Source organism: Actinopolyspora xinjiangensis (genome assembly GCF_900104475.1).
Lineage (GTDB): Bacteria > Actinomycetota > Actinomycetes > Mycobacteriales > Pseudonocardiaceae > Actinopolyspora > Actinopolyspora xinjiangensis.
On the sequence record NZ_FNJR01000010.1, the window covers coordinates 21,917 to 36,834 of the forward strand.

Below are 14,918 nucleotides of genomic sequence, written 5' to 3' on the forward strand. Positions count from 1 at the left end.
GTCACACTGGTGGGCGTGCGAATCGACATGCACGTCCACTCCAGCGAGTCGGACGGTACGGACACGCCGGCGGGAGCCGTGCGCGCGGCTCTGGACGCGGGCCTCGACGTCATTGCGCTGACCGACCACGACACCTCGGCGGGATGGGCCGAGGCGGAACAGGCGGTACGTGACCACGGCCGCCCCGGGTTCCGGTTGGTTCCGGGGGCGGAGTTGTCCTGCGAGAGCTCCGATGGACGCGGCGGCACCGTCACCGTTCACCTGCTGGCCTACCTGTTCGATCCCGACTCGCCCGCCTTGCGGGAGGAACAACTGCGCCTGCGGGCGGAACGACGCGAGCGTCTCGAACAGATGGCCCGGCGGATGGCGGGAGACGGTTTCCCGGTGGATCCCGAGGCGCTGATGGCGGGACTTCCCCCGGACTCGCCCGGCGGGCGTCCCCATCTGGCGCGGGCGCTGGTCGAAGCGGGCACGGTCAACAGCGTCACCGAAGCCTTCGACAGGTACCTGGGAACCCACGCGCCCTACTACATGCCCCGCGCCGACACACCAGTGCACCGCGCCGTCCGCATGATCGCCGAAGCGGGTGGCACCACTGTGCTGGCCCATCCGTTCGCCGTCAGCAGGGGGCAGACGGTGACGGCCGAGGTGATCACCGAGCTGGCCGGTCACGGGCTGCGAGGCGTCGAGATCGACCACCCGGACCACGACGAGGGAACCCGGCGACGGCTGCGCGAACTCGCGGCGGAGCTCGGGCTGGTTCCCACCGGGGGCAGCGACTACCACGGCACGAACAAGAACATCCCGATAGGCAGCGAGCGGACTCCGGAGGAGTCGCTGGCTCGGCTGCTCGACGACTGCACCGGAAGCAAGATCATCGGTTAGCGGAGCTTCGACGCCCTGTCCTCCCGGCGACGCGGGGGAGCAGCGCGGTTCCCGCGCCCCCCTCACCGGGGAGTGCGTCGAGCACACCGCTGGCGGAGAGCCTGCGAGACCCGCTGGTGCTCGCCCCGTTCCTGTCCACGTGGTGGCGGTCGCTGGACTGCGTAGTGTGGACCTCGTGCAGGGGCAACTCGCTTTCGACGGGATTCCGGAACGACTCACACGGGTGACACCGGCCAAGCTCACGACGTGGTCGAGCTGTCCCCGGCGGTACCGGTTCAACTACGTGGATCGTCCGCGACCGGCGCGCGGTCCCGCCATGGCGCACACCACTCTCGGGGCCGCCCTGCACAACGCGCTGCGCGCCCTCTACGAGCTGCCCCCGGCGCAGCGCACACCCTCCCGGGGGCGCGAGCTGGTGAACCGGCACTGGAAGTCCGAGGGCTTCGCCGGGGCCGAGCAGTCCGCCGACTACCGGGTACGTGCCGGGGACTGGGTGGCCGACTACGTCGAGCGGCACGGTGCCTCGGCGGAACCGGTCGGTGTCGAAAGATGGGTCAGCGCCACCACGGGTACGATCATCGTGCAGGGCCGAGTGGACCGTATCGACCACCGTGACGGGGAGCTGGTGGTCGTCGACTACAAGGCGGGTAGGCACACCCCGGGAGTCGGTGACGCCCGGGACTCGCTGGCCCTCGCGTTGTACGCGCTGGCCACGCGGAGCGCGCTGCACGGCCGGTGCCGCCGGGTCGAGTTGCACCACCTCCGCACCTCGGAGGTCGTGAGTTGGCGGCACACCGCCGACTCGCTGGCGGAGCACCGGGAACGGGCCGAGCGGTTGGCCCACGACTCCAGCGCGGCGGCCACGGCCGTCGAGGCGGGTGAGGACCCGGACCGGATGTTTCCGGCACGACCCGGTGCGCGGTGCGCGGCGTGCGAGTTCCGGCGACACTGCCGGGAGGGCAAGCGTGCTGTACCCGAGATCGAGCCCTGGGCGTTGCTGGGGGAGTGAGTCGTGCGATCTACCGGATCCGAAGAGGACGGACCAATGCGGGCATCAGCTGATCGAGGTGTCGGCGAAGCGGCGACACAGCCGCGGATCACCACCGAGGATCACCGGATCACGACCGGTGACACGGTTCCCACCCTTCCCGTCGAGGGCGGTGGGCGTCCCGTCGGAGCGGGCGGCCGAGCGCTGCGCGGTGTGGCGGGCGCACTCGTGGCCGGACTGCTGGTCCTGACGGTCGCGCTCGCCGGGGTGCAGCTCTGGGGCCTCACCAGGGGCGGTATCGGCCCCGGTTGGGTGATGCTGTCGGGACACGTCCTCGCCGCCGTCGCCGCGCTGCTGCTGCAGTCGGCGGCCGACCGCGTTCGCCGACCGGCCGGGGGATGGTACGCACTCGGGGCGATGGCGGTCGTGCTCACCACCCTGTCCTACTGGTGGTGGTCGTAGCGTCGCCGTCGCCTCACCTTCCGGTGCCGCCGGGTCGATCGGCCGGGGAACCGGCACCGCGTTCCCGACGGTCGCGACACCGAGCGGGATCAGCGGTACGCGAAAACGGTGTCCCCACGCTGCTCCAGCACCACGTCCCCCACGGTCTCGGTCCTGACCGGTCCTGTCGTCTCCCCGCGGTCGATCGGGATCTCGCCGAGCCGCTCGCCCGTGGCGGAGTCGTGCAAGGCCAGTCCGCCTTCCACCGGGACCAGTTGTCGGCCGGCCATGGTATCGGGGGTGCCCAGGGTGTCGCGGACCGTCCAGCGCGGACGGAGCGTCCCGGCGTCGAGCGCTACCGTGTCCCGCCCCGTGTACCAGTAGATTCCCCCACCCCCTTCGGAGGTCGGCTCGACCCGCACGGTCTGGTCCGGTCGCTCCGAGCCGTTCAGGCGCACGTCGTAGCTCTCGCGCTGCTTCGCGGACATGTCGTAGATCACGAGCTCGGCGCTGTCCCGCAGCACCACGGCCACCCGTTTCCGGCTCACCGCGACGACCCCGGCCCGATCACCGCCGAGCAGTGTGGTCATCACTTCCTCGGGTTGTTCGCCGTCCTCAGGGTTGGCCTCCAGCACGGTGAGCCGGTCGGCGGGTGCTCCTCGGCACTCGGCGATGACGGCGACCCTGCGGTCGCCCACCGCCGTGCCGGAGTAGTCGCAGTTCGGGCGGTTCAGGTTGTTGTCCGGGATCTTGATGTCGGTGGGGATGCCGTACTGCTGCGTGCGGACCATGTCCGAACGCCAGGTCTCGAAGAGTCGTTCGCCGGTGGCTGTGACGTAGCTGCCGTCCGACAGCAGCCGGGTACCGAATCCCACGTCGGTGTTGCGCTGCGGACCGCGTGTGCCGTCGGAACCGCGCAGCGAGGTCACCGCACTGCAGTTGTGCGCCGTGCGATACACCGCGATCGCGTTCCCCCACTCGGCGCCGACCGTGCACAGGTCCAGGTCACGGCTGTAGCGCCAGCGGATCTCGCCGCTCTTCGGGTCACGCCCCACCACCTCGCCACCGTCACCCGTCACCACGGCCGGGCCCGCCACGACCGGGTGGGTGGTGGCCGCGCTGGGAGCCCGCCAGATCGGTTCCAGCTCCCGAGGCACGCTCTCGGCACGCGGAATCCGTTCGACGGGGTCGGTGGCGGTGACCAGGTCGGTCGCGCGGGCGGAACTGAACCACCAGAGAGTCCCGGCACCGAGCAGCACCGCCGCGGTGAGCAGCAGCGCCACGACGATGTCGGTTCTCGTTCGCCGTTCAGGCCGTACCACGTCGCCCCCGGTCGCTCACTCCTACGACTGTCCCCTCCCGAGCGAGACTACTGATCCGAGTGCCCCGGTGGGGCTGACGGGGTGGACGACCGCCGGTACTCGTGCCGCCGATTGGCCGCTCCCGGTGGAAGAGAACGTCGAACGTCGGTCTCGCGCCGCTTCGGGCGCCCCGGAGCCTCGGTAAGCCGGTTTCCCGGCACGCGGGCGAGGCGCCACGGGTTCACCGAGTTCGACGCGCGGCCGGGAGCCCAGGACGCGGCGAGCCCGGGGTGAGCTCCTCGCGATCCGGCCACGCACCACTCCCGAGGTTCGACGTGTGGGCGGGTCCGCGTGGACGAGAACCGCACACCCGCGGTACCGGCCGCGCGGGGCGGTCGGTACCCGGTTCTCTGGCTCACTGCCCGGTGGAGGAGCCGGCCACTTCCTCGGAACGGTTCTTGGCGGGCGAACCGCGTCGAGTCCGGTTGCGCCTGCGCGCGGGGCGCTGGGAGCTCGCCTGGGAGCTTTCCCCCTCGGCGCCCGCGTCGGACTGGCTCGTCGCTTCACCGACGGGTTTGCCACCACGGGTGCGGCGCCGTTTCCGTCGGGCGGGCCTGCTTCCCGCCTCGCCGCCCTCGGTGCGACCGGACTGCGCCTCACCACGCCCCGAACCACGACCTTTGCGCCTGCCGCGTTCGCGTCGGCTGTCGTCGCGCTCCTCCGCCTCTGCGTCCAGGCCGGATCGGGTGCGCATCGACAGCGGCAGTCTGCCGCTCGCGTCGGCGGGGATGTCGAGGTCCTCGAAGAGGTGCGGGGAAGTGGAGTAGGTCTCCACCGGCTCGGCCTTGCCCAGCCCGAGCTCCTTGTCGATCACCCGCCAGCGGCTCTCCTCGTCCCAGTCCACCAGCGTTATCGCGACACCCGTACGTCCCGCTCGCCCGGTTCGCCCGATGCGGTGCACGTAGGTCTTCTCGTCCTCGGGGCACTGGAGGTTGATCACGTGGGTCACGCCCGCCACGTCGATCCCACGAGCGGCGACGTCGGTCGCCACCAGGATGTCGATCTTGCCGCTGCGGAAGGCACGCAGCGCCTTCTCCCGGGCGGACTGCCCGAGGTCGCCGTGCACCGAACCGGCGGCGAAGCCCCGCTCGCACAGTTCGTCCGCCAGCTTCTGGGCAGAGCGCTTGGTACGGCTGAAGATCATGGTCAGCCCCCGGTCGCGGGCCTGCAGCGCGCGGGCCAGCAACTCCGGCTTGTCCATGGCGTGGGCGCGGTAGACGAACTGGTGGGTCCGTTCGTGCACCGCGCTCTCGTCCGCCTGCTCGGCGCGGATCTGCGTCGGCTGGTTCAGGAAGTCGCGCGCGAGCTTGATGATCGCGTCCGGCATCGTCGCGGAGAACAGCATCGTCTGCCGCTGTTCGGGGACCATGCCGAGAATCCGCTCGATATCGGGCAGGAAGCCCAGGTCGAGCATCTCGTCGGCCTCATCGAGCACCAGCGTCTCGACCTTGCCGAGCACGAGGTGCTGCTGTTCGGCGAGATCCAGCAGCCTGCCCGGGGTTCCGATGACCACGTCCACGCCCGAGCGCAGCGCTTCGATCTGGGGCTCGTAGGGCCTGCCGCCGTAGACCGCGAGGGTGCGCACTCCCAGGTAGCGCGCGGCTTGCTCCAGGTCACGGGTGACCTGCGTGCACAGTTCCCTGGTCGGCACCACGACCAGGGCCTGCGGAGTCCCGTCGCCGGGCAGCCGCATCCGCTGCAGCAGGGGGACGCCGAAGCCGAGCGTCTTGCCCATGCCGGTTCGGGCCTGCCCGATCAGGTCCGCGCCACGCAGCGCCAGCTGCAGGGTCATCTCCTGGATCGCGAAGGTGTGCTCGATGCCGGCCTCGCGTAGCGCTCGCGCGATCTCCTCGGACGCGCCGAGCTCCGCGAAGGTGGGGCTGTCGGGGTTCACAGCCGCTTCCCGCGGCTTCGCCTCCCGGTCGTTCTCCGGGGGCCGTTGTGATTCGTCGGCTCCGGACTGGTGGGGCTCGGTCGCCTCGTCACTGTTCGTCAGAGTAATCGCCTCTCTCGTACTCGCTCACACCGTGTTCCCGCCGGTTGTCACTCTTGATCCCTCGGCGTGCCACCGGGTGGCGATATCGGTTTGTGGCCACACACGGCCCCGGGCCGGGGTGCGGTTCCTCGCGGCCGCACGGTTCCCGACCCCCGCTCTGCCGAGGTGGCCAACTGCGCGGGCGCCGTCCGCCCTGACCCGGTGGCCGACCGGCGTCGCGCGTTCACGGAGTACGGGCGATACCCGCCCGCTGTCACGTGACCGCGCTCGCCGGGCCGAGCCCGGGTCGTGTGCCCTGTTTCACCGGCACGTGCGGCGGTGGCTGCCCACTTCGGTCCTGTTTCGAGGTGGTGGTGTCCGTACGCGGAGACCTCGCGGGTCGGGTCGACCGACTCGGACCGCCTGCCGTGGGTGTACTGATCACCGGGGCGGTCCGGCAGGAGCGCGGTGTCCGAGCACTCGTGGGATCGGTCGGTACCGATGCGGTCTCCGCCTGACGCCAATGAACCTCCCTTCCGGCACCCTACCCGTTTTCCCATACCCTGCGGTCTCCGGATGGTGAACGCCACCTCTTGCGCGCGTGTCGGAGAATGCGGTATCGGCCCTTGTTCCGACACGCCGAGCGCACCGGATTCCGGGCCGTCGAACCCGGATCAGCGCGACGAGCGGGCCGGAGAGGTCGGCGACGCGCCAGTGCTCCCTCGCGGGGGCGGTAGCGGTAGGCTCGCGGCATGAGCGAGGCTGACCAGAGCGCTGTGGCTTCCGGAGTGGTGGAGTCCGAGGCCGAGGGAGGGGCCGAGGAACCGCATGCCGGGTACAACGAAGGGGTGAAGGACCTGCTCGGCGCGTTGGCCTACGGTGAGCTCTCCGCGTTCGACAGGCTGGCCGAGGACTCCAGGGCGGCCCCCACGCTGACCGGCCGGGCGGCGCTGGCGAGCATGGCCGCCGCCGAGATGGGGCACTTCCGGCTGCTGGAGGAACGCCTCGCCGCGCGTGGAGTGGCGGTGGAGGACGCCATGCGCCCGTTCGCGGAGCCGTTCGACGCGTTCAACGCCTCGACCGCACCGCACTCCTGGTTGGAGTCGCTGGTGAAGGCATACGTCGGTGACGGGTTGGCCGCCGACTTCTACCGGGAGGTCGCCAACTGGCTCGACGAGGAAACGCGGGAGCTGGTGCTGACGGTGCTCTCGGACACCGGCCACTCGACCTTCGCGGAGCGCGAGGTCTCGGCCGCCTGCGCCGAGGACGAGTCACTGCGGGACAGGCTGACCCTGTGGGGACGGCGGCTGCTGGGTGAGGCGGTCACCCAGGCGCAGTGGGTGGTCTCGGAGCGGGACGCGCTCGCCGAGCTGATCATCAGGGGATCCGGGGATCTCGCCGGGATCGGTTCGCTGTTCCGCAGACTGCAGAACAACCACAACAAGCGGATGTCCAGGCTCGGACTGGGGTGATGATCACGCCGGGGGCTGGGCCCGCCTGGTTCCGTGGTCCGTGCCGTCGAGCGGTGCCGTGACCGGTTCGTGGGGCGCTCGCCTCCTCGCCGATCGCCTCGATCGACGCCCCCGGCGGGGATCGTTCCGCTTCGTGACCGACGGAGCAGATAGTCTGTGGTCAACGCGTTGGACAGCTACTACAGGGAGGCAGTGACGTGGAGGTCAAGGTCGGAGTCGACGGGGCGCGGGAGCTGACGCTCAACAGCGGTCAGTCCCAGGAAGAGGTCGAGAAGCTGGTCGCCGAGGCGCTGGGCAGCACCGAGGGGAACCTGCGTATCGACGATGACAAGGGCAAGCGTTACATCGTGCCCTCCGCCAAGATCACCTATGTCGAGATCGGGGCGACGGAGACCCAGCGCGTCGGCTTCGGGGTGGGTTGATCCCGCCGGGCGACGGCTCGCTCGTTGTTCTCCCGGTCGGGAACCGGCCCGCGTGCGGTGAGTGACACGAATCCGGCTCACCCGATCGGGAGCGGCGCCCGCACGCCGCGGCACACCTGGCGGACGAGGCCGGGCGGGCGCCGCGTGGGGCTCCGGGAGCTCCGCGTCGCGGTCGGTGCCCTGCCGCTTCAGCCGGTGCCGTCGAGTTCCACCAGCTCGGAGTCCAGCGGGAACGGGGGGCGCCCCAGGCCGGTGATGCGGTACCGGTTCCAGGGGTCCGGTTCCGAGAGGGTGGCCACGGCCTCGCCGTGGGGAGTCCGCAGCACCACGTCGGTCTTGCGTCCGTCGGCGATCTCGTCCAGTTCGCCGCTGGCCTCGGCCCGGCCGTACCAGTGGAACCGCCCGTCGATGGGCTGGAAGTTGCCGCGCAGCACCACGTGCACCGTGGCGTGCCGTTCGGCGGTGAAGATCACGGCTTCGCCGTTGTAGTCGTCCTCGTCGTGTTCGTGTCCCTGCTGGGGCATGTCCGCCCTCCCTGTCCTCAGTCCTGCTCGTCCCCGACGACCCTCAGGTGGGGGACGATCTCCAGTGGTTCGTCCGGATCGATGACGATGCCTCCGGCGCGCAGCACCCCGTCGATGGCGAACCAGATGATCTTCGTCAGGTACTCGGTGAGATCGTCCCTGGTCATGGAGTGGCGATCCAGCCACCAGTCACCGCTGGCCTGCACCATGCCGACCAGGCCGTGACTCCATGCCTCCACACCGCCCGAATCCAGTTCCAGGCTGCGCATGTATTCGCCGAGCAGGCGGGACAGCGAATTGGCTATCACCGTCTTCTCGGTGGTGACCGGATCAGTGTGCACCGGGCGGTCGGCGAAGTTCCGACGCACCACGAAGCGGTACAGCTCCGGGTACTCCTCGATCACCCGGAGGTAGGTGTCGATGATCCGCCGGATCCGTTCACGTGCGCTGCCCTCCTGTTCGAGAGCCGGGTTGATCCGCTCCATGAGCAGCTTCGTGCCCCATTCCCCGACGGCGAGGTACAGGTCGCTCTTGTCGCTGAAGTGCCGGTACAGCACGGGTTTGCTGACGCCTGCCTCGGTGGCGATGTCGTCCATGCCCACCTCCGGGCCGTAGTTGCCGATGGCGCGCACGGCGGCCTCGACGAACTCGGCGCGTCTGGCCTGCCGGTGTCCGCGCCAGCGTTCCTTGCGGGCGTCGCCGCGTCCCTGTGACTGCATGGCCTTGACAGGTCGGGAGATCTGGCTCACGCTACCCAAGGTAGCTGTTACTTGTCGTAACACGCAATTGTCAGCACGGGTTCCTCCCGAAAGGTGACCAGCGATCATGACCAAGGCTCTCCAGGTCAACGACAGGGAGAAAACGGCTTCCCGGTTACTCAAGTCATCGGCCAAGAACAGCTACGACCCCGAGGTGGACATCGACTGGGAAGCGCCGCTGGCGGAGGACCAGCCCTACATTCCCTTCCACCGCAGCACGCTCTACGGCACCCACTTCTGGGACCGGCTGACCGAGCGGCAGCGCGTCGAGCTGACCAAGCACGAGTTCGCCAGCATCGCCTCGAACGGTCTCTGGTTCGAGGTGCTGCTGATGCAGATGCTGCTCAAGGACTTCTACAACCGGGATCCGCGCACCAACCACGCTCAGTACGCGCTGACCGAGGTCGCCGACGAGTGCAGGCACTCCACCATGTTCGCCAAGACATGCGACCGCATCGGCGCTCCCGCCTACGGGCCGATACGGATCCTGCACCTCGGCGGCAGGGTGCTGCCCGCCGTTCTCAAAGGTCCCTCGGCCTACGCCTCCATCCTCGTCGCGGAGGAGCTGCTGGACCGGTTCCAGCGGGACCAGATGTTCGACGAGCAGGTACAGCCCCTGGTGCGGATGGTCAACCGCATCCACGTGATGGAGGAGGCGCGGCACGTCACCTTCGCCCGCGAGGAGGTCACCCGCGGTATGCGGGAGTGCAACGCGGCCCAGCGCGCCTACCACCAGTTCATGACGGCGCTGGTGGGTTTCTGCATCGTCAAGGCGCTGATCAACCCCAGGATCTACAAGTCGGTCGGGCTGCGTCCCAGGGACGCCTACCGGGCCGCCATGACCAACCCGCACTGGCGGGAGACCGTGCGGTGGAGCGGAGAGAAGATCATGTCGTTTCTGGACGAGGTCGGCCTGGTCGGCAAGCCCGGCACGGCCCTGTGGCGGAAGGCTGGACTGATCCGGTGACTGTCGAACAACACGAACGAGCGGCGGGACTGCTGACCACCTCCGACGGGACACGGCTCGCGGTGGACGAGAGCGGCAGCCCCCAGGCCCCGGTCACGGTCGTACTGGTCCACGGCTGGACGCTCACCCGTCACACCTGGGACCGAGTGACCGAACGGTTGCGGGCAGCGGTGGGAGGACCGGTCCGGATCGTGCGCTTCGACCACCGCGGCCACGGGGACTCCGATCCCTCACCCTCCGGAACCGCGACCATCGCACAGTGCGCCGACGACCTCTCCGAGGTGATCGCCGACCGGGTCCCGGAAGGCCCGATCGTGCTGGCCGGTCACTCCATGGGAGGAATGACCATCATGGCCATGGCCGAGCGCCATCCCGATCTGCTGGCCGAGCGGGTGAGCGGCATCGCCCTGGTCGCCACCTCCAGTGGCGGACTGGCCGCCCCCGGCCTGCGGCTGCCAGGGCCGCTCGCCAAGGTCTTCAACGCCGGGGAGCGCGGGTTGCGGCGGATGCTGGCCCGTTCGGACCGGCGCACGGTCAGCGACCGTTCCGCCTGGATGCGTCCCGGGCTGCGCTGGTTGCTGTTCGGCAGTCGGCCCGCCGCCGCCGATGTCGCCCGGAGCGCGGAATGGGTGGCCGGTTGCCACCCCGCCAGCTTCGCCGGTTTCCGGGAGTCCCTGGCCGAGCACGAACGCGGCGAAGCGCTGGCGCGGTTGCCCGAGGTTCCGACGGTGATACTGGCGGGTCTGTCCGACAGGCTCTGCCCGCTGCCCCACGCTCGCCGGATGTCGGAGCGGCTTCCGGGGGCGGGCTTCTTCCTCTACGGTGGCGCGGGGCACATGCTCCCGATGGAACGCCCCGAGGAGGTGACCGAGCGCATCGCCGACGTGACGCGGGCCGTGCCGAGCTGACGTCCCCGGCGGCCCCGCCCGTCCGCTTCCGGGGAGGGGAGTCCGTCGCCGCGCCGTGGTCGTGATCGGACGCCCACCCGCCGGAGTTCGGTACGGTGGCCCGTGGCGGCCCCGGCGGTGGGCGGTCCGGTCCTGCTCGTTCCGAGCCGCGACCGACTCCACCGCACGGGTGGAGTCACCCGGCGAAAGGACTTCCGTGGGACAGCACACCAGCGGTACTCATCATCACGGTTATGTGGAGGACACACCGCTGAACCAGGCGATGCCCGCGCACGAGCGGTTGTCCCGGCTCGACGCCGTGGAGATCCTGCACACCCCGGACGAGGTGGCGCAGTGGCTGGCGAGCACGTTGCGAGCCGCCATGGGCAAGTCGGAGGAGGAGGTCGCGTTCGAGGACGAGTGGGACCAGTGGGTCAAGTACGCCCATTCGGGTGAAACCATCACTACCGGCCTGCTGCGGGGGCCCACCATCAGCGCCGTCGCCGTTCCCGAGGCCGAATGCCGCTGCGCCTCGACGCCGCTGGTGCCCGTCGGAGGCAAGAAGCGCAGCCGGTGAGCAGACACCTCCCGTGCGGGGACCGGCGGTACCCGCGCGGGGCCGCCACCGAGCCGACGTGACCTCCGGAACGACCCGTCGGTGCTCCTTACGGGACGTCGCCGCTGTCGAGCCGGCGACGTTTCCGGGCGGTGGCGTTTCCGATGGCCGCGGCGGACGGGCCCCGTCAGCCCTGCTGCAGCGGGAACCCGGCCAGTCCCTTCCAGGCCAGGGTGGACATCAGGTGCACGGCCTCCTCCCTGGAGATGGAGTTGTCCGAGTCCAGCCAGTCGCGTGCGGTCACCTGGCTGAGCCCCACGAGCCCGACCGCCAGCAGCCTGGCCCGCTCGTTGTCCAGCCCCGCGTCCGCCGTGACCGCCTCGGCCACCGCGTCTATGCAGCCCGACAGCGCGTTCTCGACCGCCCGTTCCACGGCGGGCTCGCCGCGCAGGTCCGACTCGAAGACCAGCCGGAAGGCCTGGTCGTCCCGGTCCACGAACTCGTAGAGAGCCGCGACGGAGGCACGTACCCGCTGCTTGTTCTCGGAGTTCGACTCGATCGCCTCCCTGACCCGGGTGACGAGTTCGCTGCCGTGGGTCTCCAGCAGTGCGAGGTAGAGCTCCAATTTGCCGGGGAAGTGCTGGTACAGCACCGGTTTGCTCACACCGGCGCGCTCCGCGATGTCATCCATCGCGGCAGCGTGGTAACCGTTGGTGACGAACACTTCCTGAGCCGCCGAGAGCAGTTGTGCCCGCCGCGCGTCGCGCGGAAGCCGCACCCCCCGAGCGGGCTGATCGGTGCTCTGCTGCGCGGTCTCGGTCATTTGAAAGCCTCCACCGAATGATGTCGACCCGTCGGTCGTGTGCGTGTCGGGCTCCCCAACTTTACTTGCCGGTAGACCGGTTGTGACGGTTACCTGACCGCCCCTTCTCCCGCTGTTCGATCGTCCGTCCCACTACGCGAACCGCGGGCCGCGTTCCCCGAGGGTGAATCATCGCACGCGGTCGGCACCACAGCGGCCCGTCGTCGGCCCGTCACGGGGCGGACCCGGAACACGCCGACTCGCGGGAAATATCCCGCCTTCGCAGGTCAACTCGCATAGTGTGGCAACCTGAACGCGATAAGCACGATGGTGGAACCGGTTCGGAATCCCCGGCCGGGCCGAACGATCGTCGCGAGACGCCGGCAGTGTTTCGAGGAGTTCAGTGAAATCCGGGAAAGGTGGGCGGCACCGGGGCGACCCCCTGGCGGCGTCCTGGTATCCGCGTCCCGAGGGCGAGGGGGCGGGCGACGACTCGCGGCGGAGGCGGGGCGGTCGCCGCGCCCGCCGGGGGTGGTCGCGCTACGGCTGGGGCGTCTACGCGATCCCGGTGCTGCTGGTGCTGACCGTGTTCGCGGTCGTGCGGGTCCCGGGCGGCGACTCGGGGGACGCGGAGCGGTCCGACCCGGCGGGGAAGGCGTCCTCCGACGACAGGACGCCCGTCGTCACCGAAGGTGCCAAGGGCGGCGAGTACGACCAGCGGATCGACTCGGCGAAACTCCCGCCCGGAGCACCGGTTCCCAAGACGGGAAGCGGGACCTTCGAGATCGTGCCGGGCAGTACCGCTCCGGCCGGTTCGGGAGAGCTCTACCGCTACACCGTCGAGCTGGAGAAGGGCGTCGAGCTCGTCGAGGGAGAGGACTCCTTCGGTCGATTGGTGCAGCAGAGCCTGGCCGATCCGCGCGGCTGGACCAATCCCAAAGGGGGCGGCATCTCGGTGCAGCGGGTCGGCCCGGACGGGCCCGAACCCGACTTCCGCGTGACACTGGTCAGCCGCAACACGGCGCGTGAGGTGTGCGGCTACAGTAGCGGGTTGCCCTACGACTCCTCCTGCCACATCCAGGGCCGCGCCTACATCAGTGCCGCGCGCTGGGTGCGCGGGGCGATCGCCTTCGACGGCGACATCGGCAGCTACCGGCGCTACGTCATCAACCACGAGGTCGGGCACTTCTTCGGAAACGACCACGTCGGCTGTCCCGCCCAGGGGCAGCTGGCCCCGGTGATGATGCAGCAGACCTTCAGCCTCTCCAACGACGTGCTGCACCGGCTCAACGAACGTGTCCCGCAGGGCACGGATATCCCCGCCAACGGTTTGGAGTGCGAACCGAACCCGTGGCCCTTCCCGCTGGGGAACGACGAAGGGTGAGCGCCGCCCGGTTCCGGCTCACCCGGTGAGCCGAATCGTCGTGCCGGTCGGTTTCCCGCGGGAAACCGACCGGGCGTCCCACCTCGTGGGAACGGTTTGGGGGCGGGAAGACCATCGGCCAGGCTGGCGTTGCACGGTGCGGTGGCGCGGTTCGCCACGTCCGGACGGCTCTGTTCCGGGCCCTCGGCGACCGCCGAACGACACGGCCGCACACCCAGGCAACGGAGGAGGAGCTGGGAGATGACGAGCAACACGTCCCCCCAGGGCTCCGACGACGGCGGGACCACGCTCCCGCCGTTGGTGGAACCCGCCGCGGAACTGACCAAGGACGAGGTGGCGCGCTACAGCCGTCACCTGATCATCCCGGACGTCGGGATGGCGGGGCAGAAGCGGCTCAAGAACGCCAAGGTGCTGGTGATCGGAGCGGGCGGGCTCGGCAGCCCCGCGCTGCTGTACCTCGCCGCCGCCGGAGTCGGCACGCTCGGCATCGTGGAGTTCGACGAGGTGGACGAGTCGAATCTGCACCGTCAGATCATCCACGGCCAGTCCGACCTCGGACGCTCCAAGGCCGAATCGGCTCGTGACTCCATCGCCGAGGTCAACCCGTTCGTCAAGGTCAACCTGCACCAGACGAACCTGACCTCCGACAACGCGCTGGACATCTTCGCCGACTACGACCTGATCCTGGACGGCACCGACAACTTCGCGACCCGCTACCTGGTCAACGACGCCGCGGTGCTGCAGGGCAAGCCCTACGTCTGGGGATCGATCTTCCGCTTCGAGGGCCAGGCCAGCGTGTTCTGGGACGCCTACGGCCCCAACTACCGCGACCTCTACCCCGAGCCCCCGCCGCCCGGGATGGTCCCCTCCTGCGCCGAGGGCGGCGTGCTGGGCGTGCTGTGCGCCTCCATCGGTTCGATCATGGTCAACGAGGCCATCAAGCTCATCACCGGGATCGGTGAGACGCTGCTAGGCCGACTGATGATCTACGACGCGCTGGAGATGAGCTACCGGACGGTCAAGATCCGTAAGGACCCGAACGCGGACAAGGTCACCGAGCTGATCGACTACGAGACCTTCTGCGGCGTGGTCTCCGACGACGCGCAGCAGGCCGCGGCGGACAGCACGATCACGCCGCTGGAGCTCAAGGACAAGTTCGACTCCGACCAGAAGTTCGAGCTGATCGACGTCCGGGAGCCGCACGAGTACGACATCGTGCACATCGAGGGGGCCAAGCTGATCCCCAAGGACCGGATCCTGTCCGGCGAGGCGCTCGCGGAACTGCCGCAGGATCGCCAGATCGTGTTGCACTGCAAGTCCGGTGGCCGTTCGGCCGAGGCGCTGTCGGCGTTGCACAAGGCCGGTTTCTCCGACGCCGTGCACGTCGGCGGTGGTGTGCTCGGGTGGGCGAACCAGGTCGATCAGAGCCTGCCGACGTACTGATCGAAGGTTTCCGTGCTCCCCGCTTTGCAGGGCCGGTCGCTTGGCGGAATCTC

General features: G+C 69.7%; 15 protein-coding genes. 10 read left to right on the forward strand and 5 right to left on the reverse strand.

Going from position 1 to position 14,918, the window contains the following annotated elements; genetic code table 11:
* Positions 1–27 precede the first annotated feature (27 nt).
* The 3 genes from BLQ75_RS15460 (at position 28) to BLQ75_RS24220 (ending at position 2,335) form a co-directional block, all read left to right on the forward strand.
* The gene (locus tag BLQ75_RS15460) at positions 28–885 is read left to right on the forward strand and encodes a PHP domain-containing protein (RefSeq protein WP_170837536.1); all 858 of its coding nucleotides are present in this window, start codon (positions 28–30) and stop codon (positions 883–885) included.
* 142 nt (positions 886–1,027) lie between these two features.
* Positions 1,028–1,894 carry a RecB family exonuclease gene (locus tag BLQ75_RS15465; protein WP_244515601.1) on the forward strand — a complete coding sequence of 289 codons (867 nt, stop codon included), beginning with the start codon at positions 1,028–1,030 and terminating at the stop codon, positions 1,892–1,894.
* Between the two features lie 36 nt (positions 1,895–1,930).
* A complete protein-coding gene (locus BLQ75_RS24220) occupies positions 1,931–2,335 on the forward strand; it encodes a hypothetical protein (protein WP_244515603.1) in 405 nt (134 codons plus the stop codon).
* Positions 2,336–2,424: 89 nt separating this feature from the next.
* On the opposite strand, the gene BLQ75_RS15475 is transcribed toward BLQ75_RS24220, so the two are convergent.
* The gene (locus BLQ75_RS15475) at positions 2,425–3,636 is read right to left on the reverse strand and encodes an Rv3212 family protein (RefSeq protein WP_092602972.1); all 1,212 of its coding nucleotides are present in this window, start codon (positions 3,634–3,636) and stop codon (positions 2,425–2,427) included.
* A gap of 394 nt (positions 3,637–4,030) precedes the next feature.
* A complete protein-coding gene (locus BLQ75_RS15480) occupies positions 4,031–5,569 on the reverse strand; it encodes a DEAD/DEAH box helicase (protein WP_244515607.1) in 1,539 nt (512 codons plus the stop codon).
* Between the two features lie 833 nt (positions 5,570–6,402).
* On the opposite strand from BLQ75_RS15480, the gene BLQ75_RS15490 reads away from it, so the two are divergent.
* Positions 6,403–7,122 (forward strand): ferritin-like fold-containing protein, encoded by a 720-nt coding sequence (locus tag BLQ75_RS15490; protein WP_092602978.1) that lies wholly within the window; start codon positions 6,403–6,405, stop codon positions 7,120–7,122.
* A gap of 197 nt (positions 7,123–7,319) precedes the next feature.
* Positions 7,320–7,544, forward strand: coding sequence for a DUF3107 domain-containing protein (locus BLQ75_RS15495; RefSeq protein WP_092602980.1), 225 nt, complete (start codon positions 7,320–7,322; stop codon positions 7,542–7,544).
* Between the two features lie 188 nt (positions 7,545–7,732).
* Here the strand turns inward: BLQ75_RS15495 and BLQ75_RS15500 are convergent, their stop codons facing one another.
* Positions 7,733–8,068: a DUF4873 domain-containing protein gene (locus BLQ75_RS15500; protein ID WP_092602982.1), complete on the reverse strand. Its 336-nt coding sequence runs from the start codon at positions 8,066–8,068 to the stop codon at positions 7,733–7,735.
* Positions 8,069–8,085: 17 nt separating this feature from the next.
* Positions 8,086–8,817: a TetR/AcrR family transcriptional regulator gene (locus BLQ75_RS15505; RefSeq protein WP_092602984.1), complete on the reverse strand. Its 732-nt coding sequence runs from the start codon at positions 8,815–8,817 to the stop codon at positions 8,086–8,088.
* 76 nt (positions 8,818–8,893) lie between these two features.
* On the opposite strand from BLQ75_RS15505, the gene BLQ75_RS15510 reads away from it, so the two are divergent.
* From BLQ75_RS15510 to BLQ75_RS15520, 3 genes are all read left to right on the forward strand, one after another.
* A complete protein-coding gene (locus BLQ75_RS15510; RefSeq protein WP_092602986.1) occupies positions 8,894–9,793 on the forward strand; it encodes an AurF N-oxygenase family protein in 900 nt (299 codons plus the stop codon).
* Positions 9,790–10,701, forward strand: coding sequence for an alpha/beta fold hydrolase (locus tag BLQ75_RS15515; RefSeq protein WP_092602988.1), 912 nt, complete (start codon positions 9,790–9,792; stop codon positions 10,699–10,701). The genes BLQ75_RS15510 and BLQ75_RS15515 overlap by 4 nt, the downstream gene beginning before the upstream one ends.
* A gap of 196 nt (positions 10,702–10,897) precedes the next feature.
* The gene (locus BLQ75_RS15520; protein WP_092603260.1) at positions 10,898–11,257 is read left to right on the forward strand and encodes a hypothetical protein; all 360 of its coding nucleotides are present in this window, start codon (positions 10,898–10,900) and stop codon (positions 11,255–11,257) included.
* Between the two features lie 166 nt (positions 11,258–11,423).
* Here BLQ75_RS15520 and BLQ75_RS15525 read toward each other — a convergent pair whose 3' ends face one another.
* The gene (locus BLQ75_RS15525; RefSeq protein ID WP_092602990.1) at positions 11,424–12,059 is read right to left on the reverse strand and encodes a TetR/AcrR family transcriptional regulator; all 636 of its coding nucleotides are present in this window, start codon (positions 12,057–12,059) and stop codon (positions 11,424–11,426) included.
* 382 nt (positions 12,060–12,441) lie between these two features.
* Here BLQ75_RS15525 and BLQ75_RS15530 point away from each other — a divergent pair, with 382 nt between their 5' ends.
* On the forward strand, positions 12,442–13,422 hold the full coding sequence (locus BLQ75_RS15530) for a DUF3152 domain-containing protein (protein WP_092602993.1): 981 nt from the start codon (positions 12,442–12,444) through the stop codon (positions 13,420–13,422).
* Positions 13,423–13,662: 240 nt separating this feature from the next.
* Positions 13,663–14,865 carry an adenylyltransferase/sulfurtransferase MoeZ gene (gene moeZ / locus BLQ75_RS15535; RefSeq protein ID WP_092603262.1) on the forward strand — a complete coding sequence of 401 codons (1,203 nt, stop codon included), beginning with the start codon at positions 13,663–13,665 and terminating at the stop codon, positions 14,863–14,865.
* The last annotated feature ends 53 nt before the right edge of the window (positions 14,866–14,918 follow it).

What these genes read in the sequence shown, in the direction of transcription:
- BLQ75_RS15460 (WP_170837536.1), top strand. Translation starts at nt 28, where the DNA reads ATGCACGTCCACTCCAGCGAGTCGGACGGTACGGACACGCCGGCGGGA.
- BLQ75_RS24220 (WP_244515603.1), top strand. Translation starts at nt 1,931, where the DNA reads ATGCGGGCATCAGCTGATCGAGGTGTCGGCGAAGCGGCGACACAGCCG.
- BLQ75_RS15490 (WP_092602978.1), top strand. Translation starts at nt 6,403, where the DNA reads ATGAGCGAGGCTGACCAGAGCGCTGTGGCTTCCGGAGTGGTGGAGTCC.
- BLQ75_RS15500 (WP_092602982.1), bottom strand. Translation starts at nt 8,068, where the DNA reads ATGCCCCAGCAGGGACACGAACACGACGAGGACGACTACAACGGCGAA.
- BLQ75_RS15510 (WP_092602986.1), top strand. Translation starts at nt 8,894, where the DNA reads ATGACCAAGGCTCTCCAGGTCAACGACAGGGAGAAAACGGCTTCCCGG.
- BLQ75_RS15525 (WP_092602990.1), bottom strand. Translation starts at nt 12,059, where the DNA reads ATGACCGAGACCGCGCAGCAGAGCACCGATCAGCCCGCTCGGGGGGTG.
- moeZ (WP_092603262.1), top strand. Translation starts at nt 13,663, where the DNA reads ATGACGAGCAACACGTCCCCCCAGGGCTCCGACGACGGCGGGACCACG.